The organism is Nocardia aobensis NBRC 100429 (assembly GCF_000308375.1).
Classification (GTDB): Bacteria; Actinomycetota; Actinomycetes; order Mycobacteriales; family Mycobacteriaceae; genus Nocardia; species Nocardia aobensis.
In genome coordinates this window covers 1-18,856 of sequence record NZ_BAFQ01000022.1, presented here as the reverse complement: position 1 = coordinate 18,856, position 18,856 = coordinate 1, and the positions used below count along the sequence as shown (strand labels likewise).

The following is an 18,856-nucleotide window of genomic DNA, read 5'->3' as shown; positions in this document are numbered from 1 at the left end:
TCGGGCCACCACGGCCAAAGCGGCCAGGATGATGATGCCAACCACAACCTGCAACGCGATCAGCCGATCGACGATGTTCTCGGTCTCGGTCAGCCGGATCGCGATCAGGCTCGAGCCGTCCGGCGTGGTCAACCGCAATGCCCGCCAGTGCTCGGCGGGATCTCCCACACTGCCGATAGTCTGAGGGTGTTTTCCGAGATCACTAGGGGGATCCGGGGCAGTCGGCCCAGACGGGAGAAGGAGCTGCGTCTTGCCGGTGGAATCCTGAACCCGAACATAGAACAGACCCGGCGGCCTTTCTTTACCCTGTGGCACCGGTAGCCGTTGCGGCGGGGGCGCGCCGGGCGCCGCCCAGACACGGGCCTCGAACAGCTGCCGATCGACCTTGTCTATCAAGACGCTCCGCATCGCAGAGGTCACCACGACACCCGATACCAGCAGTCCCAGGCCCGCGAGGCAAACCAGCGCCAGCACCAGGGTGACCCGCAGTGGCACCGCGGCCAGACGCCGTGAGATCCGGCGCCGGAGCCCAGGCGGTGCGACGCCCACGGCGCGTGCGCCGGTTTCGGCAATGCCGCCGGGTTCGGTATCGGTGCCCGCCTCGGATTCCCCTGCTGTCGAGAACACCGCTTCGGCGCCGGCCGCGTCGTGGTCGGCGCGTTCCCGCACCGAGCGCGGATCGCTCATTTCGCCGACGACCGGCTGCGGCTGGGCGCGCGCATCACGTAGCCGACACCGCGCAGGGTGTGAATCAGCCGGTCGGGGCCGGTGTCGACCTTCTTTCGCAGATAGGAGACATAGGTCTCCACCACGCCCACCTCGCCGCCGAAGTCGTAGCGCCAGACGTGGTCGAGGATGCGCGGCTTGCTCAGGACGGTTCCGGCATTGACCATGAAGTACCGGAGCAGCGTGAATTCCGTCGGCGACAGCGCGACCGGTTCCCCGGCCTTCCACACCTCGTGGGTGTCGTCGTCCAGTTCGATGTCCTCGAAGCGGATGCGCGAGGACTTCGTCTCCTCCACCACGTGACCGGAGCGGCGCAGAATCACCCGCAGCCGCGCCACCACCTCCTCGAGCGAGAAGGGTTTGGTCACGTAGTCGTCGGCGCCGAGGGTGAGGCCGGTGATCTTGTCCTCGACCTCGTCCCGCGCGGTGAGGAACAGGACCGGAGCGTCGATGCCGTCGGCGCGCAGCCGGCGCAGCAGGCCGAAGCCGTCCATACCAGGCATCATGACGTCGACGATGAGGGCGTCGGGCCGGAACTGCTTGGCCCGGTCCAGCCCTTCGGCGCCGTTGGCGGCCGTGGCCACCTCGAACCCCTGATAGCGCAGACTCACCGACAGCAGTTCGACGATCATCGGCTCGTCGTCGACCACCAGCACCCGAGCCTCCGGGGTTCGATCGCCAGCCACTCCACTCATGCTGGATATCGTCTCTCCTGCAACCCGGAATGCGCTGAACGTTGTCTGGGAGTTTCCTGCGAGCCGCCTGCGCGCCGGGACAGCGAGCGACCCGCCGATCCGGGCGGCGCCTCCCGGATCGGCGGGTCGACAGGCCTGTGCTCTTACGCGGCGGCCTTCAGATCGGCGCCGAGCGTCTTCGCGTCACCCTTGATCGTCTTCAGGGTGTCGGCGGCGGAGCTGCCGTCGAGGCTGTTCTTCGCCTTGGCCTGCTGCAGTTCCTGGCGGAACTTGTCGAACTCCTTCTTCACCTTGGCGGGCACGACGGCCTCGTTGTGGGTGAGGGTGTCGATGTCCTTGTCGAGTGCCTTCTCGAGGTCCTCCGGCTTGTCGGTGTCCTGAATCTTGGTGAGGACCTCCTGGATCGCGTCGACGGAGGGCGCGGCCGGCTGGTCGTCACCGTCGTCGTCGTTGTGCTCGGCGTGCTTGTCGGCGCCGAACGCCGAGCCCGTGGACAGCTTCGGAGCCGACGGCGCGCTGCTGGTCGTCGGCGCGGCGGAGGGGGTGTCAGCCGAGGCGACGGAGGCGGTCGTTGCCAGGATCCGGCGGCGGCCCGGAGCGGAGCACACGGCGCGAGAAAAGAGCAGAATGGACATCGGAAAGGTCGTCATGGGCGCGATACGGGGCCTGCTCGACGTGGTGTTGGGCATCCTGACGGCCGTGCTGGGCACGGTGGTCGGACTGCTCGCGGTCGTGGTGTGGATCCTCGGCGCGGTGTTGTGCGTGACGATCTTGTTGATTCCGCTGGGAATCCCCGTCTTCAAGCTCGGTAGCCGCCTGTTCGGCCTGGCCCGGCAGCTGATGCATCTGCCCTGACGACAGAAAAGGCTCCGACCTGCTGTCGCAGGCCGAAGCCGGGAGAGCCCCCTGTCAGGATTGAACTGACGACCTTCGCTTTACAAGAGCGGTGCTCTACCACTGAGCTAAGGAGGCGGGTGAAGCGGTGCAATCATAACCGGGGCGTGGGCCGTCCGGAAAAATCGTGCATTACCGCAGGAGGGAAAACGACGCGATTGCGGCGGCTGCGTGTGCCCGGTCAGGGCATCACACAGCCGCCGATCACCGTCGCGCCGCGCCGTGCGTTCCGGCGCGGAATCAGGACTGGGCGCCCTGGCGAGCCGCGTCGTCGGCGGCCATCGCGTCACGCAGGCTCTTGGGCCGCATATCCGTCCAGTTCTTCTCCACGTATTCGACGCAGGCAGCCCGGCTGTCCTCGCCGAACACCACTCGCCACCCGGCCGGGACCTCGGCGAAAGCAGGCCACAGGGAATGCTGCTCCTCGTCGTTGACCAGAACGAAGAAGCGGCCGTCCTCGTCGTCGAAGGGGTTGGTGCTCATTTCACCTCACTGGATGCTGGCGCTGTGTACGGGAACGCGCTGTGTACGGAAACTCGCGGGGCGCGGGCACGAGCCGAAACCGACCGACCAGAGCCGTAGCCCCCGAGCGATGTGTCGACACTAGCAAGACCGACGTTACGCGTTGGTGGTTACCTCGAGCCTGCGAAGAAATCGAGCAGGATCTTATTGACCGCTTCCGGGCGTTCCAGATACCCGTAATGACCGGCGTCGGGGATCTCCTGGTAGCGGGCGTCGGGAATGACTTCGGCCAGCTCACGGGTCAGATACGCGGGGATCATCCGATCGTCGGCGAATCCGATGGACAGGCACGGCACCTTGATCGCCCGATAGGCCTGCAACCGATCGAAATCGTGATCCATCCGGCGCTGGGCCCGGATTCCCGGCGATGCCGGTCCGCCGGTGAATTCGAACAGATCCAGCCAATCGCGCGCAGAATTCGGATCGGCCATCGTGGCGGGCGAAAGATTCATCACCGCGGTGACGGCGGCGTCGTATTTGGCGGGCAGTCGCACGCCGGAGGCGTCGAGTTCGTGCTCGCCCAGCGAGAGGGTCTTCTGGAATTGGTCGAGCCGCGCGTGTCCCGCCATGAAAACGGCTTTACGCACGAGGTCGGGACGCGCAAGGGCCAATTCCTGAGCCACCCGCGCCCCCATCGAGGTGCCGGCGACCAGGGCCGGGCCCTCGTCGAGGAATTCGATCAGCGCCGCGGTGTCGGCGGCCAATTCGTCGATGGTCATCCCGTCGGGCGCCTCATAGGACGGAGCGATACCGCGATTGTCGAACGTGCACACCCGGTAACCGGCCGCCACCAGCGCCGGAACCTGGTGCAGCTCCCACACCCGGCCGGGACTGCCGGTGCCCATGATCAGCACGACCAGCGGGGCGGCCCCCTTGGTGTCGGTGCCTTTGGCCTTGTCTCCCTTCACCTGGTAGTTCAGCGAGATTCCATTCACCGTGGCCAACGGCATGTGCTGCGACCCTTTCCACTCGTTCGTGCGGTGCTCGGTACAGGAGGCGGGCGAAATACGCCCCCCTACCAACGTTATAGGTTCACGGGGCTCCGGCGTTTCGCCGGTGTGACGGGTGTCGCGCACCGCTGTTGCGGTTCGGCAGCGGTCGGCACCAAGCCGACGGGCCCCGGTGCGGCGACCGATACCATTGACACCGCACGGCGCCGACACCACGACGGTCGAACCCCACCGCCGTGCCACGACCCCGAGCCGAGAGGACACGATGATGGCCGCGAAGAGCGCCAACGACATCGCGGACGACGACCTGGAACCGCTCGCCGACGAGACCGCACGGCAGGCACAGCGCGTCGTGGCCGCCTACGCCACCGATGCCGACGAATGCCGGATGCTGCTGTCGATGCTCGGGATCGGTCCCAGCGCGCGCAGCGAATAGGACGAGCGCGCCGCAGCGCGCATGACAACTAAAACCCACGCCTAGCTCCGCCATTTCGGCGACCGGAGGATCCAGCAGTGGACCAGATGCGCGACATACGCAGCGATCGATCTCGAGACGCTTCGCCGGAAACCGAATCCGCACCAGCGGACCGTCCCGGGGGCGCCGGCTCCGGTTTCGTCGTGGTCGCCAACCGGCTCCCGGTGGATCTGGAACGTCTCCCCGACGGAACCAAGCGGTGGAAGCGCAGTCCGGGCGGCCTCGTCACGGCCCTGGAGCCGGTGCTGCGCAACAACAACGGCGCCTGGGTGGGCTGGGCCGGCGTCCCCGACGTGGATGTCGACCCGATCATCGAGGACGGCCTGGAGTTGTATCCGGTGCCGCTCACCGCCGAGGAGGTCGCCGCCTACTACGAGGGGTTCTCCAACGGCACGCTGTGGCCGCTCTATCACGACGTGATCGTGCGGCCGGAGTACCACCGCGACTGGTGGACGGCCTATGTGGACGTGAACCGGCGCTTCGCCGAGTACACCGCGAAGGTGGCCGCCGAGGGTGCGACGGTGTGGGTGCAGGACTACCAGCTGCAGCTGGTGCCGAAGATGCTGCGCATGCTGCGGCCCGATCTGACCATCGGTTTCTTCCTGCACATCCCGTTCCCGCCGGTGGAGCTGTTCATGCAGCTGCCCTGGCGCACCGAGATCGTGGAGGGTCTGCTCGGCGCCGATCTGATCGGCTTCCACCTGCCCGGCGGCGCGCAGAACTTCCTGTATCTGGCGAGAAGGCTTGCCGGGCAACCCACCTCGCGCGGCACCGTCGGCGTGCGGTCGAAACTCGGTGTGGTGCAGGTCGGTTTCCGCACCGTGCGGGTCGGCGCCTTTCCCATCTCGATCGCCTCCGCCGAACTCGACGAGCTGTCGCGAAGACGTTCGGTGCGCGAGCGCGCCGCCCAGATCCGTAGAGAACTCGGTAATCCCAAGCACATCCTGCTCGGTGTGGACCGCCTGGACTACACGAAGGGCATCGATATCCGCCTGGCGGCGCTGCAGGAACTCCTGCACGAGGGACGGCTGGACCCCGCCGAGACGGTGATGGTGCAGTTGGCCACACCGAGTCGCGAACGCGTCGAGAGCTACATCCAGATGCGCGGCGACATCGAACGACAGGTCGGCCGGATCAACGGCGAATTCTCCCGCGTCGGTTACCCTTTCGTGCACTATCTGCACCGCCCGATCCCCCGCGACGAGCTGGTCGCCTTCTTCGTCGCCGCCGACGTGATGCTGGTGACCCCGCTGCGCGACGGCATGAACCTGGTCGCCAAGGAATACGTCGCCTCGCACAGTGGCCTCAACGGCGCCCTCGTGCTCAGCGAATTCACCGGCGCCGCAGCCGAATTGCGGCAGGCCTATCTGTGCAACCCACACGATCTGGACAGCGTCGAGAACGCGATCATGTCCGCGATCGAGGACGATCCGGAGACCAAGCGCCGCCGGATGCGTTCGCTGCGCCGCCAGGTGCTCGCCCACGACGTCGACCGCTGGGCCCGCTCCTTCCTCGACGCGCTGGCCCAGGATCGGGTGGCGGGCAGTGCCCTGCTCACCGACGCGGATGTGGATCCCGGAGGCGCGGAGCGCTAGACAGCGATCCGAGGCGGGTTACACCCTTCGAACCGACCGTCCGGCAGCCGGAGAGCGCCGCCCACACCGAATCTCGGTCCTGGCCTCCGCCGGAGCCGGCGGTCGCCGCACACCGCCACCCCGGATTCCGCCGCACCCGCCGGATCGCCGCACGGTCGTAACCGAGCGGCACAGGCGCGCTTCACCGGCGGGAGATCTGCGCCGCGACCGGAGCCGGTATCGACCACCGATCCCGCCTCGGAATCGCTGTGCCGTCGACGGTAGGGACGAACTCTTAACGGGGATAACGGGATTCGCTTAAAGCCGGATCAGATCGGGGTGATGGCGTCGACCAGCCAGTGGCCGCCGTCCTTGTCCAGTGCGACGCGGACCCGGCTCGGCGTCACCGTCCCCTGCGGGGAATCCTTGCTGGTGGTCACCTGATTCAGGTACAGCAGCACGACCGCGTGCGAGCGGTCCGCGGACACCACCCCGCCGGCCGTGGCGTTCGCCTGCACGGTGAGCTGCTTCTCCTTGGCGCCGGGCGCGATCGCCTGCTGAATCAGCTTCAGATAGTCCTTGCGGAACGACGGGGTGAGGTTGTCCGCCGATTTCGGCAGTTCGGCATCGACGGTCTTGAAGTCGTAGGTGAACACCGCCTCCACCGCATGCCGGGCCGCGGGGACGGAGTCGGTGCGGGCCTGCTCGATCTGCTTGTCGGACCAGTACTTGTAGCCGGTGACCGAGGCCATCGCGACCGCGGCCACGAACAGCACCGCCGCACTGATGAACAGGACTGGGCGCAATTTGCCGCTCATGCCACGAACTCCACTTGCGAGGCGGTGATACCACCGTTGTCGGCGCGGTCGACCGTGACCCGGAAGCGGTAGTAGCGCTCCTGCGGATCCTTGGCACCGGCGTTGGTCAGGGTCTGCTTGGCCGCGACCAGCACCTTCGCGGTGTGGTCGTCCTGGCTCTCGACCGCGGTCTCGATGATCTCGCCGCTGGCCTTCACCTTGGCCTGCTGCACGACCTGCGCGTAGGCGTCCTTGCGCTCGGAGTATTCCTGCTTGAGCTGCCCCGAGGCGACCGAGAGCACCCGGTCGATGTCCTGCTTCGCGGTGTCGTCCTTGATATTGGTCAGATTGAGGATGGCCTGCTTGGCGGTCTGGATATATTCCGTGCGCTGGTCGGCCTGGGCGCTGACCTGATGCTGGTGGTAGGCGAAGAAGCCGCCCGAGCCGACCAGCAGGATCAACGACAGCACGGCCACCACCGCGGCGGCCCAGCCCAGCGGGCCGAGGGAGCGCTTCGCCGGCTCGGAGGTGTCGGCGGATGCGTCCGCCGCTGCCGCCTCCTCCGGAGAATCGGTGAGCCGCACGGTCTTGTCGTCATCGGCTGCCGCCGCGAGCTTGCCGGCGGAATCGGACACCGCGTCGGTGCCGGAGACCGCGGCGGTGCCGGAGACCGCGGCGGTGCCGGAGACTGCGTCCGATGGTGTCTCGGAGGACGACTTCGCCCCGCTCGCCGGCGATGCGGTCGACAGTTTCACCGTCTCGTCGGCCGGCGCGCTCTCGGCCCGGTCGACCGCGACCGCATCGGTCGGCGCCCCGGCCTGCCTGCTGGCGCGCCGCCGGACGCGACCGGTGGGTGTGGAATTCGATTCGCTCATTTCTGTTGCTCCTCGAGCATCGCCTGCCAACTGGACGGTACAGTGCCCGATCCGTCGGGGCCCACATCCCCCTGTCGGTAGGTCCGGCCGTCGGGTCCGGTGAAGGTGTGGTTCTTCAGGTCGTAGGTGCGCAGCGCCGCCGCCGGCTGGGTCTGCGCGGCGGGAGCGTCGCCCGGGTTGGCCGCCGGCTCACCGGACGGGGTGACCGGATGCGGATCGCCGAACGGCGGGTTGTCGCCCTCGGGCACATAACCCTGCGGGTCATGGCAGAGCTCCGGACTCGGGGCCCGCTTACCCGGCACGTCCGCGCACGGCGTGTTGCGGATACCGCGGACCGCTTCCTTCGCGTTCTGCGCCACCTTGCAATAGAGGTTCGGCGGCGTGTCCGGAGTGTCCTTCAGGGCCGGTGAGCGGCGCTGATCCTGCGGCAGGAAGCCGGTGGTGCAGCCCGGCGGATCGTTGAGCCCGAGCATGAAGTCGACCATGGCGCCGTACTGCGTGGGCCCGCGGATGGAGGTCAGCAGCGCCGCCACCAGCTGTGGGTAGATCACCAGAATCTGTTCGACACCGGCGTGATAGGTCACCCCGACCTGGCCGACGCTGGTCAGGTTCGACAGCAGCAGCGGCAGCGTCGGTTGCAAGTCCTGGAAGGTCTGCGACACCTTCTGCGCGGCCGCGGGCGTGCGGTCGAGCAGCTGTCCCAGCGAGGGGTCGTGCTGTCGCAACTGGTCGGTGACGGTCGCCAGATCCTTCGTCCACGAACGGATCGCCGCATCGGACTGGTTCTGGGTGTCGAGCAGCGGACCGATCTTGTCGAGCAGATCCTTCGTCTCGTTCGTGTTCTTCTTCGCCTCCTGCACCAGCAGCGAGGCGGAGTCGATGAACTTCTGCAGATCCGGACCGGCGCCGTTGAACGCGGTGAAGGCATCGTCGATGACCTGGCGCAGTTTGGTGTCGGCGACACTGCTGAGCAGCCGGTCGGCCTGGTCGAGCATATCGCCGACGTCCTGCGGAAGTTTGGTGCGCTGCACCGGAATCACCGAACCGTCGTGCAGATTCCCGCCGTGCGGATTCTCGGCCGGAACCAGATCCACGTACTGTTCGCCGATCGCCGACACGCTCTTGACGTAGGCATCGACATCGCTCGGAATCTTGAAGTCGCTGCTGATCGACAGTTTGGCGTCGACCCCGTCCGGGGTGAGCTTCACATCCTCGACCTTGCCGACGTTGGTGCCGCGGTAGGCGACGTTCGCGGTCGGGTACAGCCCGCCGGTGGCCTCGAGCTGCACGGTCACGCCGTAGCGGCCGATACCGAACATGGCCGGCAGGTGGACGTAGACGCCCGCCATCACCACCAGGCCGATCACGGTCAGGATCGAGAAGATCACCAGCTGGGTCCGGACGAATTTGCTGAGTTTCATCGACCCGCACCCCCTTCCCCTTGTTGCGGCGCGGGCACCGTCAGCCCGGGTATGGCGGGCAGGTTCGGAATCGGCGGCAGGCCGGGAATGCTCGGCGTCGGCGCGGCCGTGTTCGGCGCGGGCGGCGGCGGCTGCATCGGCCCGGTGACCGGGTCACCCTTGCCCATCGCGGTATCGGGTGCGATCGTGCCGAGTGCGCCCTCGACCCCGCCGAAACGCCCGCCCAGCGGCGTACCGGTGAGGAAGTTCGAATCCAGCCGCGCTCCGGTGAGGTCGACGGTCATCAGCAGGTTGAGGTAGTCGCCCTTGAGCGCCTTGTTCAGGTTCCGCATGGGGAACGGGAAGGTGAGCAGAATCTGCAGGGAGTCGGCCAGTTTCGTTCCGGTGTTGGCCAGCGATTCCAGGGCCGGGTGGAGATTGGCCAGATCCGCCTTCAGATTGTCACCGCTCTCGGCGATCACCCGGCTCACCACATCACTCAGATCACCCAGTGCGGTGATGGTTTTGGTGATGTTCTCGCGGCGGTCGGCCAGGACGGTGAGGGCCGGATGCAGCTGCGTGACGGCCCGGGTCACCTGGTCCTTCTGGTTGTTCAACTGCCCGGCGAAGCGGTCCAGCCCGCTCATCGCGTCGATGATGTCCTTGGTCTGGGCGTCCAGGCTGCTGGTCAGCTGCGCCAGCTGCGGCAGCAGGTCGCGGATGGCATCGGACCGTCCGGAGAAGGTCTTGTTCAGCTCGTGGGTGATGGTCTCGAGCTGCGAGATTCCGCCACCGTTGAGCACCACCGACAACGACGACAACGTCTGTTCGGTGGTGGGATACACACTCGCACGCGACAGCGGAATCACATCGCCCGGCTTCAATTGGCCTTCCGGCGCAACGTCTTTCGGCGCCGACAGTTCGACGTGGTTACTGCCGAGCAGGCTGGTCTGCCCGATCGCGGCCACCGTGTTGGCCGGCAGGTGCACCCCCTTCTCGAGGCTCACCGTGACCAGTGCGTGCCAATCCTCGAGCTGGATGTTCTTCACCGTGCCGACCGTGACGTCGTCCACCTGCACCGGCGAATTACGGGTCAGCGTGGTGACATTCGGCATCTGGATCTTGATCTGCCAGGCGCCCTCCCCCGTTCCGGCCGCGCCGGGCATCGGCAGGGTGTTCAGGCCGTCCCATTCACATCCGGTGGCGCTTAACAGGATCACCAGACCGACGGCGGCGCCGGCGAGTCGCGTTCGTCCGCGTCGCATCATCGTCCTCCTCCCGGAATCGCGAGGCCGGCCAGACCGCTCGGCACCTCGGCCGGAGCCTCGCCGGGCGCCGGATATTCGACGCGATCGGCCAGACTCGGCGGCGAGAAGGTCAGCTGGCTCGGGAATGCCTGCTGCCCGGACGCCGGATTCACCAGCAGCGGTGGGTAATTCATCATCAGCGAGCTGATCACCGGTGCCACCTGTTGCTTGCACAGGTCCGCGGTCCGCTGCGAACCGTTGTCCTCGAGCGCCTCGACGGCGCCACACAGGAACGCGAACGGATTGCGGAAGTTCGGCAGCACCACGGCGCCGGTCAGCGTGCCCTGCGCGGGCTTGTAGATCTGATAGAAGTTCGACAGCGCGACCGGGCCCGAATGCAGGACCTGCTCGAGCTGCGGACGCTTGTCGGCCAGGATCTGGGTCACCTGCGCCAGGTTCTGCACACTCTCGGTGAGCTGGCCACCGCGTTCGTCCAGGAAGCGCTTGACGTCGGCCACCGCCGAATCGAGGTTGTCCAATCCGGCGCCGAGATCGTCGGAGACGCCCGACAGCACCGAGGACACCGAGGCCAGCCGGCCGCCGAACTGCACGATCTGATCGTTGCTCTTGGACAGCACGTCGACGAACTGCTGCAGGTTGCGGACCGTGCCGAACAGATCGGTGCGACCGTCGGACAACGTATTCAGCGTGCTCGACAACTCGTGGAGCGTGTCGCGCAGCGCCTGGGCGTTGCCGTTCGCGAGATTGTCGGAGGCGGTGTTGACGAACCGTCCGAACGAGCCCTGCTGATCCTCACCGATCGGCCCCAGGGCCTTCGACAGCTTCGTCAGCTCGGCCTTGATGTCGTCCCATTCGACCGGCACGGCGGTGTGCTCGATCGGAATCACGCCGTCGTTGTGCATCTTGGGGCCACCGGTGTACACCGGCGCCAATTGCACGAAGCGGGCCGAGACCAGGTTCGGCGAGACCGTGACGGCCTTGGCGTCGGCCGGGATGTCGACGCCGCGGTCGACCGTCATCGTCACCGTGGTCTTGTCCCGGCCCGGCTCGATCGCATCGATCCGGCCGACCTTGACGCCCAGCACCCGCACGTCGTCACCGGCGTACAGCCCGGTGGTGGACGGGAAATAGGCGGTGATGTGGGTCTTGCCGATATTGGTCACCGCGCCGTAGACGATCCAGCCCGCCAGCGCCACCACCAGGGCGGCGGCCACGACGCGGACCCATTTCGGCACCTTCGTGATCGTGCGGATCGCGTTCATCGCGGCGGCTCCTGGATCGCGGGCCCGATCGAGGGCGGCGGGGTGGTCAGGTACTTCCAGAACGATTCGGGCACATGCTGCGGCCAGACCAGCGCGTCCACCAGCGGCTGCAACGTCATACTCGTGGCGTTGGAGACGTAGGCCTGGAAGTACGGGCCGCTGCCGACCTGTTCACCGAGCGCCGCCTCGAACGGGCCGAGGGCGTCCAGGGCCTTGGTCAGGTTGTCCTTGTTCCGCTCGAGCAGCTGGAGCACCGAATTCAGCTTGTCCAGTGTCGGTTTCAGGCTCTGCTCGTTGTCGTTGACGAAACCGGTCAGCTGCTGTGCCAGTCCGTTGACGTAGACGATCAGCTGGCTCAGCGCGGTGCGCCGGGCGTCCAGCTCACCGAGCAGGTTGTTGCCGTCCAGCAGCAGGGCGTTGATCTGGTTCGACCGATCCGAGAGCACCTTGGTGACGTTCTGCGCGTGCGAGAGCAGTTCGGTCAGCGCCTTGTCGCGGGCGTTCAGACTGCGGGAGAGCTGCGTGATGCCGTCCAGGGCGGACCGTAGCGGCGCGGGTGTGTCGGCGAAGGTGTCCGACAGAGCGTCGAGCGTCTTGTTGACCTGGTCGGTGTCCAGCCCCTTCACGGTATTGCTCAGATCGCCCAGGGCGTCGTTGAGCGAATACGGAGAAGTGGTGCGGTCCAAAGGAATCGGCTGATCACTGCGCAGCGCACCGGACCCCTGCGGATCGACCTCCAGGGATTTGCGCCCGAGCACGGTGTTGGTCTTGATCGCGGCGGTCGTCTTCTTCCCCAGGACGATGGATTCGTCGAGGCTGAACCGGACCTTCACCTTGGGGCCGTCGAGGCTGACGTCCTCGACCTGCCCGGACCGGACACCGGCGACCTGCACCTGGTCACCGGTCACCAGGCCGCCGGCATCGGCGAAGTACGCGGTGAATTCGGCGCCGCTGCGAATGAAGGGAAGCCGGTCGAACTGCAAGGCGGACAACGCGATCGCGACCGCCAGCACGACGCCGACGACGCCGTGTTTGATGAGCGGGGAGGTCTGGTTCACTTCGTCGAACACCTTCCGGTCGTCTGCAGACCGGGCAGATTCACATGCATCGGCTTACCGTCCGGGCCGTCCACGAGGAAATTCGTTCCGCACACGTACATGTTCAGGAACGATCCGTACGCACCGAGGCGCACCAGCTCCTTGTAGGTCGAGGGCAGGTTCTGCAGAACCCACTCGACATCGTCGGACTTCTGGTCGAGATTGTCGGCGACACGGCCCAGCTGGTCGAAGGTCGCCTTGAGATCCGGGCGCGCCTGCTTCAGCAGATCGGTGAGATCGCCGGTGGCGCCGGCCAGTCGCGGCAATGCCGCGCCGATCGGATCCCGGTCCGCGGCCAGGCCACTCACCAGACGCTGCAATTCGGTCAGGGTGGTGTCGAAATCCTTGTTGTGATCGTCGATGGTGGCCAGCACCGTCTTCAGATTCTCGATCACGCTGCCGATGAGGGCGTCGCGGTCGCCCAGGGTCTTGGCGAACGAGCCGGAACTGTTGAGCAATGCCACCAGGGTGCCGCCCTGTCCCTGGAACACCTGCAGCAGCGCCTCGGTCAAGGAGTTGATCTGCTGCGGGTCCAGGCCGCGCAGTAGCGGTTTGAAACCACCCAGCAGCATGTCCAGGTCCAGCGCCGGCTTGGTCTTGTCCAGGCCGATGGTGCCGCCGGAGTGCAGCACCTGCGCGGTGCCCGGGGCGTCCATCAGCTCCAGATACCGGTCACCCACGAGATTCTCGTAGCGCACGGCGGCCTGGGTGCTGGCATAGAGCTTGTACTGCCGGTCGACGTCGAAATCGACATGCGCCAGATGGTCCTTGCCGACCTCGACACTCTTCACCGAGCCGACCGGCACACCCGCGATGCGCACCTTGGACCCGGGCAGCATGCCCGAGGAACTGGTGAACACCGCGTGGTAGCCGTTCTCCCGCGCGAAGCGCATCTGCGAGAAGATGACGACCAGCAGGGCCAGTACCAGCACCATCACGAGCGTGAAGATCCCGAGTTTGACGCTGGTGGCGTGTGGTTTGAGCCTCACGGATTACCCACCCCCGGCAGACCCGCGAACAGCAACTGGAAGACCCGGGGCCCGTTCAGATGGGTGGACAGTTCCGGTGTGTACACCCGTCCCTCGCTGGTATCGGTGACCAGGTAGTTCGAGTGGCTACCGGGTTGGCGGTCGAGGATGCCCTCGCAGTGCGGGCCACCGGTCGCATTCACCTTCGGCAGATCCTTCGGATAGGAATAGGGCGTGCCGCCCGGCATGAAGCTGGCGTTCAGGTTCACCCACGGTCCGTTTCCGCCGAAGATCTCGTTGGCTCGCGGAATCGCGCCCGCGACACCTTCGACGAGGCAGTACAGCGCCGGGTTGTATTCGTTGAGCAGTTCGGCCGTCGGCCGCAACACATCCAGGGCCGTCGACAGGCCGTTCTCGTTCTCCTTCAGCACCGCGCCCGTGGTGTCGGCCAGGCCGATCAGATTCAGCAGCACGGCGTCGAGGCTGTCCTTGTGGTCGACGAGGGTCCTGCTCGTCACGGCCGCATTGTCGGTCGTGCGCAACAGGTTCGGCGCGGTGTCGGCGTACAGATTGGTGACTCCCACCGACGTCTGCAGATCGCGCTGCAGATCCGGCAGGCTCGGATTGATATCGCGCAGATATTCGTCACTGTCGACCAGCAGTTGACCGAGTTTGTCGCCGCGGCCCTGTAATGCGGTGCCGAGCGCGGTCAGCGTCGCGTTCAGTTTCTCCGGCGCGATCTTGCCGAGTACCTCGGTCAAATGCTGGAACAGCGTATTGAATTCGACGGTCACCGACTGCGCGGTCAACGTGGCGCCGGCCTGCAGATGCTGCGCGGAGGGGACCTCCGGCTCGACGAAGTTCACGTATTTGGCGCCGAAGACCGTGGTCGACCGAATATCGACGGTCGAGTTCGCCGGCACCATCTTCAGTTGATCGGGGTCCATCGCGAGGGTCAGCCGAGCCTGGTCGCCGGTGTACGCGATATCGGAGACGTGGCCGATCTGCACACCGCGGATCTTGACCTTCGCGTCCTTGTCCATCACCAGGCCCGCGCGCGGGGCGTCGAGATAGACCGGTTTCGAGGTGGTGAATCCGCCCACGAACATCGTCAGAGCGACAGCGACGATCGCGGCCAGAAACAGAATCAGCGCCACCCCCGAAAGCTTGACACCCCATCCGGCGCCGAAAAACTTACCGGCGCCTTCCTTTTCGACGAGTTTATTTGCCGCCATACCGCCTACCCGGAGAGATGGAAGTTGCCGGAGGTGCCGTAGATCGCCAGCGACATCAGCAGGGTCACCGACACCACTGCCACCAGCGAGGCGCGCACCGCGTTTCCGACCGCGATTCCGACACCGACCGGTCCACCGGTCGCGTTGTAGCCGTAGTAGGTGTGAATCATCATGACCGCCAAGGCCATGAGGATCGCCTGCACGAACGACCACAGGATGTCACTGGGAATCAGGAATGTGGAGAAGTAATGGTCGTACACACCGGCCGACTGGCCGTAGATGACGACCGTGGCGAAGCGGCTCGCGACGAACGAGGCGATGACCGCCAGTGCGTAGAGCGGAACGATCGCGATCATGCCCGCCAGCACACGGGTGCCGACCAGGAAGGGCATCGGCCGGATCGCCATGGATTCCAGCGCGTCGATCTCCTCGGCCACCCGCATGGCGCCCAGCTGGGCCGTCGCACCGGCGCCGATGGTCGCCGCCAATCCGATGCCCGAGATCACCGGTGCCGCGATCCGCACATTGAGGAATGCGGCGAAGAATCCGGTCAGCGCCTCGACACCGATATTGCCCAGCGAGCTGTAGCCCTGCACCGCGATGGTGCCGCCGGTGAACAGGGTGAGGAAGCCGACGATCACCACCGTGCCGCCGATCACCGCCAAAGCGCCTGTGCCCATGCTGATTTCGGCGATCAGGCGAATGGTTTCGGTGCGGTAGTGCGTGAATGCCTTCGGTACCGAGGCCAACGACCTGCCGTAGAACTGGGCGTGATGCCCGATTCCGTCCATCGAACTCGAAACCCGCCGCACGCGTCGAACAGTACGGGGGAAGCGGGACTGGATTACGAACGCCATCGGATCACCGCACCGTGAACTTGATGCCGACGGCGGTGACCACGACGTTCACCACGAACAGAGCCATGAAGGAGAAAACCACCGTCTGGTTGACCGCGTCACCCACACTCTTGGGACCGCCCTTGACGTTGAGGCCGAGGTAGCAGGCCATCAGTCCGGCGATCAGACCGAACAGCGCGGCCTTGACCTCGGAGATCACCAGCTCCGGCGTATGGGTGAGCAGGGTGAGCCCGTTGACGAAGGCGCCGGGGTTGACTCCCTGCAGGAGCACCGAGAACAGGAAGCCGCCGGCGATGCCGATCGTCGAGACCAGGCCGTTGAGCAGCGCCGCGACGAACATCGAGGCGAGTACGCGCGGCACCACCAGGCGATGGATCGGGTCGATGCCGAGCACCTTCATGGCGTCGATTTCTTCCCGGATCGTGCGAGCGCCCAGGTCGGCGCAGATCGCGGTGGCGCCGGCGCCGGCGACGATCAGCACCGTCACGATCGGACCGACCTGGGTGACCGTTCCGAATGCGGCGCCCGCGCCGGAGAGATCGGCCGCGCCGATTTCGCGCAACAGAATATTCAGCGTAAAGCTCACCAGAACCGTGAACGGGATCGCGACCAGGATGGTCGGGATGATCGACACTCGTGCGACGAACCACGACTGGTCGACGAATTCCCGTCGCTGAAATGGCGGACGTATCAAGGCCCGCGCCACAGCGGCCACGAGTTCGAAGAACCCGCCGACCGCACGCAACGGCACGGCAAGAACCTCGTTCATTCCGCGATTCCTCCTTGCCGACCCGTGCGCGCAACGTTGCGCCAGCGAGCCTCCACACCTCTTCCGCTCCGAAGATTAGAACACGTTCACATCGAATCGGAAGAGAATTTGACATTTTTGACCTGCTCTTTTCATCCGAGCTTCAGCTCCGAAGCTAGAACAGGTTCATACGGTGTACAGAACGCCTTTGTGAGGCACCCCACAACCATCGACCCCCATGTCTACCAAGTGCGAGACCGCCGATCAACCGGAGTTGGTCGGACGACCTGCACCTGATAATCAGCCGAGATCGTGCAGCGAACTCGCAGAAAACGTACGCCCGGCGGGGCGCTCGGCGAAGTAGGTGCCGAGTGTGTCGGCCAGCGCGTCCGCACTCCATTCCGCGCCGGCGGCGTCGAAGCGAGCCTCGACTTCGGGCGCGGCCATCAGCGCGACCATCGGGCCGTACACGACGAAGACCTGACCGTTGATCGCGTCGGCGCCCGGGGAGGCCAGGTAGGCGACCAGGCGGGCGACATGCTCGGGCGCCAGCGGGTCCACATCCCCTTCGGGAGCGGCGGAGAAGACCGATTCCGTCATGGCGGTCCGGGCCCGCGGGCAGATGGCGTTGGCACGCACGCCGTATCGCGACAAACCGCGCGAGGCGGACAGCGTCAGCGCGGTGATTCCGGCTTTCGCGGCCGCGTAATTCGGCTGCCCTTCCGGACCCAGCAAACCGGCTTCCGACGATGTGTTGATCAGGCGCCCGTAAATTGGAGCACCGGATTCCTTCGATTTACCACGCCAGTAGGCGGCGGCATTACGCGACAACAGGAAATGGCCGCGCAGATGGACCGCGAGGACCGCGTCCCAGTCCTCGTCGGAGAGATTGAAAAGCATGCGGTCGCGGACGATTCCCGCATTGTTGACGACGATGTCCACACCGCCGAAGGTCTCGTCCGCGGTACGAATCAGGGCGTCGGCGGTGGCGCGCTCGGCCACACTGCCACCCACGAATTCCGCTTTCGCGCCGAGCGCGCGAATATCGGCGAGGGTGGCGGCCACCGCATCGCTTTCGGCCAGATCGTTGACCACCACCGAGGCGCCGGCCCCGGCCAGTGCCAGCGCTTCGGCCCGGCCGAGGCCCGCGCCGGCTCCGGTCACGATCGCTACCTTGCCGGACAGATCCGTCCCCGGCTGATTCGACGATTCACTCACGCCGTGACTCTAGAACGTGTTCCAGTTATCGGCAAGCATCCATTTCACTGCAACCGCAGGGCAGCCTTCGGGCATTGCGCGACAGCCGTCTCGACGTCTGAGAGCCGGTCCTCGGGCACGTCGGCGGTGAGGATGTGCAGCTGGTCCTCATCGTCGAGTTCGAAGACGTCGGGGGCGATTCCGACACAGATTCCGTTGGCCTCGCACTGGTCGAAATCCACACTGACCTTCATTGATAACTCCTTCACCACCAGGTAGTGCCGAGCCTACAAGCCCGGCCGGGACGCTGCGGCCGAAGCGGCCGGATTCGGTTTCCATACTGGAACATGTTTCAGTAGATATGCAATGATCGACGTCAGGGCAGATCGGCCCAGCGCAGACCGTCGCCGGACCGATCGTCACAGGGGCGATGTCGTCACATCCGCCATCACATCACCGAGTACGAGGTAACCGCCATGCGGATTGCTTATACCGAGCAACAGGAGCAGCTGCGCGCCGAGCTCCGCGAATATTTCGCCAAGCTGATCACGCCGGAGCGCCGCGAGGCCTTGTCGTCGCAGACCGGTGAGTACGGGCACGGCAACGTCTACCGCGAGGTCGTGCAGCAGATGGGCCACGACGGCTGGCTCACCCTCGGCTGGCCCAAGGAGTACGGCGGCCAGGATCGCTCGACGATGGATCAGCTGATCTTCACCGACGAGGCGGCCGTCGCGGGTGCGCCGGTGCCGTTCCTGACCATCAACTCGGTGGCGCCGACGATCATGCACTACGGCACCGAGGAGCAGAAGAAGTTCTTCCTGCCCAAGATCTCCGCGGGCGAATTGCACTTCTCCATCGGTTATTCCGAGCCCGGCGCGGGCACCGACCTGGCGTCGCTGCGCACCACCGCGGTCCGCGACGGTGACGACTGGGTGATCAACGGCCAGAAGATGTGGACCAGCCTCATCCAGTACGCCGACTACATCTGGCTGGCCGCCCGCACCGATCCGTCCGCCAAGAAGCACAAGGGCATCAGCATGTTCATCGTGCCGACCTCGGCCGAGGGCTTCTCCTGGACCCCCGTGCACACGATGGCCGGGCCCGACACCAGCGCCACCTACTACCAGGACGTGCGGGTGCCGCATTCGGCGATGGTCGGCCCCGAGAACGGCGGCTGGGCGCTGGTCACCAATCAGCTCAACCACGAGCGGGTGGCGCTGACCTCGGCGGCGCCGCTGGCGCTGGCGGTCGCGCAGACCACCGAATGGGCGCGCGACACCAAGGATTCCAGCGGCGCGCGGGTGATCGACAGCGAG

General features: G+C 66.0%; 20 protein-coding genes, 1 tRNA gene and 1 pseudogene. 4 read left to right on the top strand and 18 right to left on the bottom strand.

Features of this window, described 5'->3' with window-relative positions; genetic code table 11:
• The 3 genes and pseudogenes from RJ03_RS02845 to RJ03_RS34770 all read right to left on the bottom strand — a co-directional run.
• A pseudogene (locus RJ03_RS02845) lies at positions 1-687 on the bottom strand (hypothetical protein); the annotation flags it as partial.
• Positions 684-1,421, bottom strand: coding sequence for a response regulator transcription factor (locus tag RJ03_RS02840; RefSeq protein WP_030517397.1), 738 nt, complete (start codon positions 1,419-1,421; stop codon positions 684-686). The gene RJ03_RS02840 and the pseudogene RJ03_RS02845, both read right to left, overlap by 4 nt.
• A gap of 143 nt (positions 1,422-1,564) precedes the next feature.
• Positions 1,565-2,056 (bottom strand): hypothetical protein, encoded by a 492-nt coding sequence (locus tag RJ03_RS34770; protein ID WP_157163321.1) that lies wholly within the window; start codon positions 2,054-2,056, stop codon positions 1,565-1,567.
• Between the two features lie 13 nt (positions 2,057-2,069).
• On the opposite strand from RJ03_RS34770, the gene RJ03_RS02835 reads away from it, so the two are divergent.
• Positions 2,070-2,276 (top strand): hypothetical protein, encoded by a 207-nt coding sequence (locus tag RJ03_RS02835; protein WP_036497739.1) that lies wholly within the window; start codon positions 2,070-2,072, stop codon positions 2,274-2,276.
• Positions 2,277-2,321: 45 nt separating this feature from the next.
• Here the strand turns inward: RJ03_RS02835 and RJ03_RS02830 are convergent.
• The 3 genes from RJ03_RS02830 to RJ03_RS02820 form a co-directional block, all read right to left on the bottom strand.
• Positions 2,322-2,393: transfer RNA gene (locus RJ03_RS02830), tRNA-Thr, on the bottom strand.
• Between the two features lie 162 nt (positions 2,394-2,555).
• On the bottom strand, positions 2,556-2,798 hold the full coding sequence (locus RJ03_RS02825; protein ID WP_011207082.1) for an MbtH family protein: 243 nt from the start codon (positions 2,796-2,798) through the stop codon (positions 2,556-2,558).
• Between the two features lie 149 nt (positions 2,799-2,947).
• Entirely contained in the window at positions 2,948-3,787 is an 840-nt protein-coding gene (locus tag RJ03_RS02820; RefSeq protein WP_036497726.1) for an alpha/beta fold hydrolase, read from the bottom strand.
• 265 nt (positions 3,788-4,052) lie between these two features.
• Between RJ03_RS02820 and RJ03_RS02815 the strand changes: the two genes are divergently transcribed.
• Together RJ03_RS02815 and RJ03_RS02810 are read left to right on the top strand one after the other, a co-directional pair.
• The gene (locus RJ03_RS02815) at positions 4,053-4,223 is read left to right on the top strand and encodes a hypothetical protein (RefSeq protein ID WP_157104400.1); all 171 of its coding nucleotides are present in this window, start codon (positions 4,053-4,055) and stop codon (positions 4,221-4,223) included.
• Between the two features lie 86 nt (positions 4,224-4,309).
• Entirely contained in the window at positions 4,310-5,857 is a 1,548-nt protein-coding gene (locus tag RJ03_RS02810; RefSeq protein ID WP_036497736.1) for an alpha,alpha-trehalose-phosphate synthase (UDP-forming), read from the top strand.
• Positions 5,858-6,165: 308 nt separating this feature from the next.
• Here the strand turns inward: RJ03_RS02810 and RJ03_RS02805 are convergent, their stop codons facing one another.
• From RJ03_RS02805 to RJ03_RS02750, 12 genes are all read right to left on the bottom strand, one after another.
• On the bottom strand, positions 6,166-6,654 hold the full coding sequence (locus RJ03_RS02805) for an Rv1363c family protein (RefSeq protein ID WP_036497723.1): 489 nt from the start codon (positions 6,652-6,654) through the stop codon (positions 6,166-6,168).
• Positions 6,651-7,508: an Rv1363c family protein gene (locus tag RJ03_RS34765; protein ID WP_051024181.1), complete on the bottom strand. Its 858-nt coding sequence runs from the start codon at positions 7,506-7,508 to the stop codon at positions 6,651-6,653. The genes RJ03_RS02805 and RJ03_RS34765 overlap by 4 nt, the downstream gene beginning before the upstream one ends.
• Complete coding sequence (locus RJ03_RS02795) at positions 7,505-8,929, bottom strand: MCE family protein (RefSeq protein ID WP_036497722.1); 1,425 nt, start codon at positions 8,927-8,929, stop codon at positions 7,505-7,507. Before RJ03_RS02795 ends, RJ03_RS34765 begins: the two co-directional genes overlap by 4 nt.
• Entirely contained in the window at positions 8,926-10,176 is a 1,251-nt protein-coding gene (locus RJ03_RS02790; RefSeq protein WP_036497720.1) for an MCE family protein, read from the bottom strand. Before RJ03_RS02790 ends, RJ03_RS02795 begins: the two co-directional genes overlap by 4 nt.
• On the bottom strand, positions 10,173-11,438 hold the full coding sequence (locus RJ03_RS02785) for an MCE family protein (protein ID WP_036497719.1): 1,266 nt from the start codon (positions 11,436-11,438) through the stop codon (positions 10,173-10,175). The genes RJ03_RS02790 and RJ03_RS02785 overlap by 4 nt, the downstream gene beginning before the upstream one ends.
• On the bottom strand, positions 11,435-12,496 hold the full coding sequence (locus tag RJ03_RS02780) for an MCE family protein (RefSeq protein ID WP_036497716.1): 1,062 nt from the start codon (positions 12,494-12,496) through the stop codon (positions 11,435-11,437). The genes RJ03_RS02785 and RJ03_RS02780 overlap by 4 nt, the downstream gene beginning before the upstream one ends.
• Positions 12,493-13,524, bottom strand: a complete 1,032-nt coding sequence (locus RJ03_RS02775; RefSeq protein WP_036497713.1) for an MCE family protein — start codon at positions 13,522-13,524, stop codon at positions 12,493-12,495. The genes RJ03_RS02780 and RJ03_RS02775 overlap by 4 nt, the downstream gene beginning before the upstream one ends.
• Complete coding sequence (locus RJ03_RS02770; protein ID WP_051024178.1) at positions 13,521-14,738, bottom strand: MCE family protein; 1,218 nt, start codon at positions 14,736-14,738, stop codon at positions 13,521-13,523. Before RJ03_RS02770 ends, RJ03_RS02775 begins: the two co-directional genes overlap by 4 nt.
• Before the next feature lie 5 nt (positions 14,739-14,743).
• Positions 14,744-15,595 (bottom strand): ABC transporter permease, encoded by an 852-nt coding sequence (locus tag RJ03_RS02765; protein WP_036497709.1) that lies wholly within the window; start codon positions 15,593-15,595, stop codon positions 14,744-14,746.
• Positions 15,596-15,599: 4 nt separating this feature from the next.
• Complete coding sequence (locus RJ03_RS02760) at positions 15,600-16,364, bottom strand: MlaE family ABC transporter permease (protein ID WP_030518640.1); 765 nt, start codon at positions 16,362-16,364, stop codon at positions 15,600-15,602.
• Between the two features lie 279 nt (positions 16,365-16,643).
• Positions 16,644-17,561 (bottom strand): 3-oxoacyl-ACP reductase, encoded by a 918-nt coding sequence (locus RJ03_RS02755; protein ID WP_036497707.1) that lies wholly within the window; start codon positions 17,559-17,561, stop codon positions 16,644-16,646.
• Positions 17,562-17,605: 44 nt separating this feature from the next.
• Positions 17,606-17,794 carry a ferredoxin gene (locus tag RJ03_RS02750; protein WP_030518642.1) on the bottom strand — a complete coding sequence of 63 codons (189 nt, stop codon included), beginning with the start codon at positions 17,792-17,794 and terminating at the stop codon, positions 17,606-17,608.
• A gap of 222 nt (positions 17,795-18,016) precedes the next feature.
• Here RJ03_RS02750 and RJ03_RS02745 point away from each other — a divergent pair.
• The coding region (locus RJ03_RS02745; RefSeq protein WP_036497705.1) for an acyl-CoA dehydrogenase family protein at positions 18,017-18,856 on the top strand (840 nt) is incomplete at its 3' end.

Excerpts from the sequence above, each read along its gene's own strand:
- RJ03_RS02840 (WP_030517397.1), bottom strand. The coding sequence starts at position 1,421 with ATGAGTGGAGTGGCTGGCGATCGAACCCCGGAGGCTCGGGTGCTGGTG.
- RJ03_RS34770 (WP_157163321.1), bottom strand. The coding sequence starts at position 2,056 with ATGTCCATTCTGCTCTTTTCTCGCGCCGTGTGCTCCGCTCCGGGCCGC.
- RJ03_RS02835 (WP_036497739.1), top strand. The coding sequence starts at position 2,070 with ATGGGCGCGATACGGGGCCTGCTCGACGTGGTGTTGGGCATCCTGACG.
- RJ03_RS02825 (WP_011207082.1), bottom strand. The coding sequence starts at position 2,798 with ATGAGCACCAACCCCTTCGACGACGAGGACGGCCGCTTCTTCGTTCTG.
- RJ03_RS02820 (WP_036497726.1), bottom strand. The coding sequence starts at position 3,787 with ATGCCGTTGGCCACGGTGAATGGAATCTCGCTGAACTACCAGGTGAAG.
- RJ03_RS02815 (WP_157104400.1), top strand. The coding sequence starts at position 4,053 with ATGATGGCCGCGAAGAGCGCCAACGACATCGCGGACGACGACCTGGAA.
- RJ03_RS02810 (WP_036497736.1), top strand. The coding sequence starts at position 4,310 with ATGCGCGACATACGCAGCGATCGATCTCGAGACGCTTCGCCGGAAACC.
- RJ03_RS02805 (WP_036497723.1), bottom strand. The coding sequence starts at position 6,654 with ATGAGCGGCAAATTGCGCCCAGTCCTGTTCATCAGTGCGGCGGTGCTG.
- RJ03_RS34765 (WP_051024181.1), bottom strand. The coding sequence starts at position 7,508 with ATGAGCGAATCGAATTCCACACCCACCGGTCGCGTCCGGCGGCGCGCC.
- RJ03_RS02795 (WP_036497722.1), bottom strand. The coding sequence starts at position 8,929 with ATGAAACTCAGCAAATTCGTCCGGACCCAGCTGGTGATCTTCTCGATC.
- RJ03_RS02790 (WP_036497720.1), bottom strand. The coding sequence starts at position 10,176 with ATGATGCGACGCGGACGAACGCGACTCGCCGGCGCCGCCGTCGGTCTG.
- RJ03_RS02785 (WP_036497719.1), bottom strand. The coding sequence starts at position 11,438 with ATGAACGCGATCCGCACGATCACGAAGGTGCCGAAATGGGTCCGCGTC.
- RJ03_RS02770 (WP_051024178.1), bottom strand. The coding sequence starts at position 14,738 with ATGGCGGCAAATAAACTCGTCGAAAAGGAAGGCGCCGGTAAGTTTTTC.
- RJ03_RS02765 (WP_036497709.1), bottom strand. The coding sequence starts at position 15,595 with ATGGCGTTCGTAATCCAGTCCCGCTTCCCCCGTACTGTTCGACGCGTG.
- RJ03_RS02760 (WP_030518640.1), bottom strand. The coding sequence starts at position 16,364 with ATGAACGAGGTTCTTGCCGTGCCGTTGCGTGCGGTCGGCGGGTTCTTC.
- RJ03_RS02750 (WP_030518642.1), bottom strand. The coding sequence starts at position 17,794 with ATGAAGGTCAGTGTGGATTTCGACCAGTGCGAGGCCAACGGAATCTGT.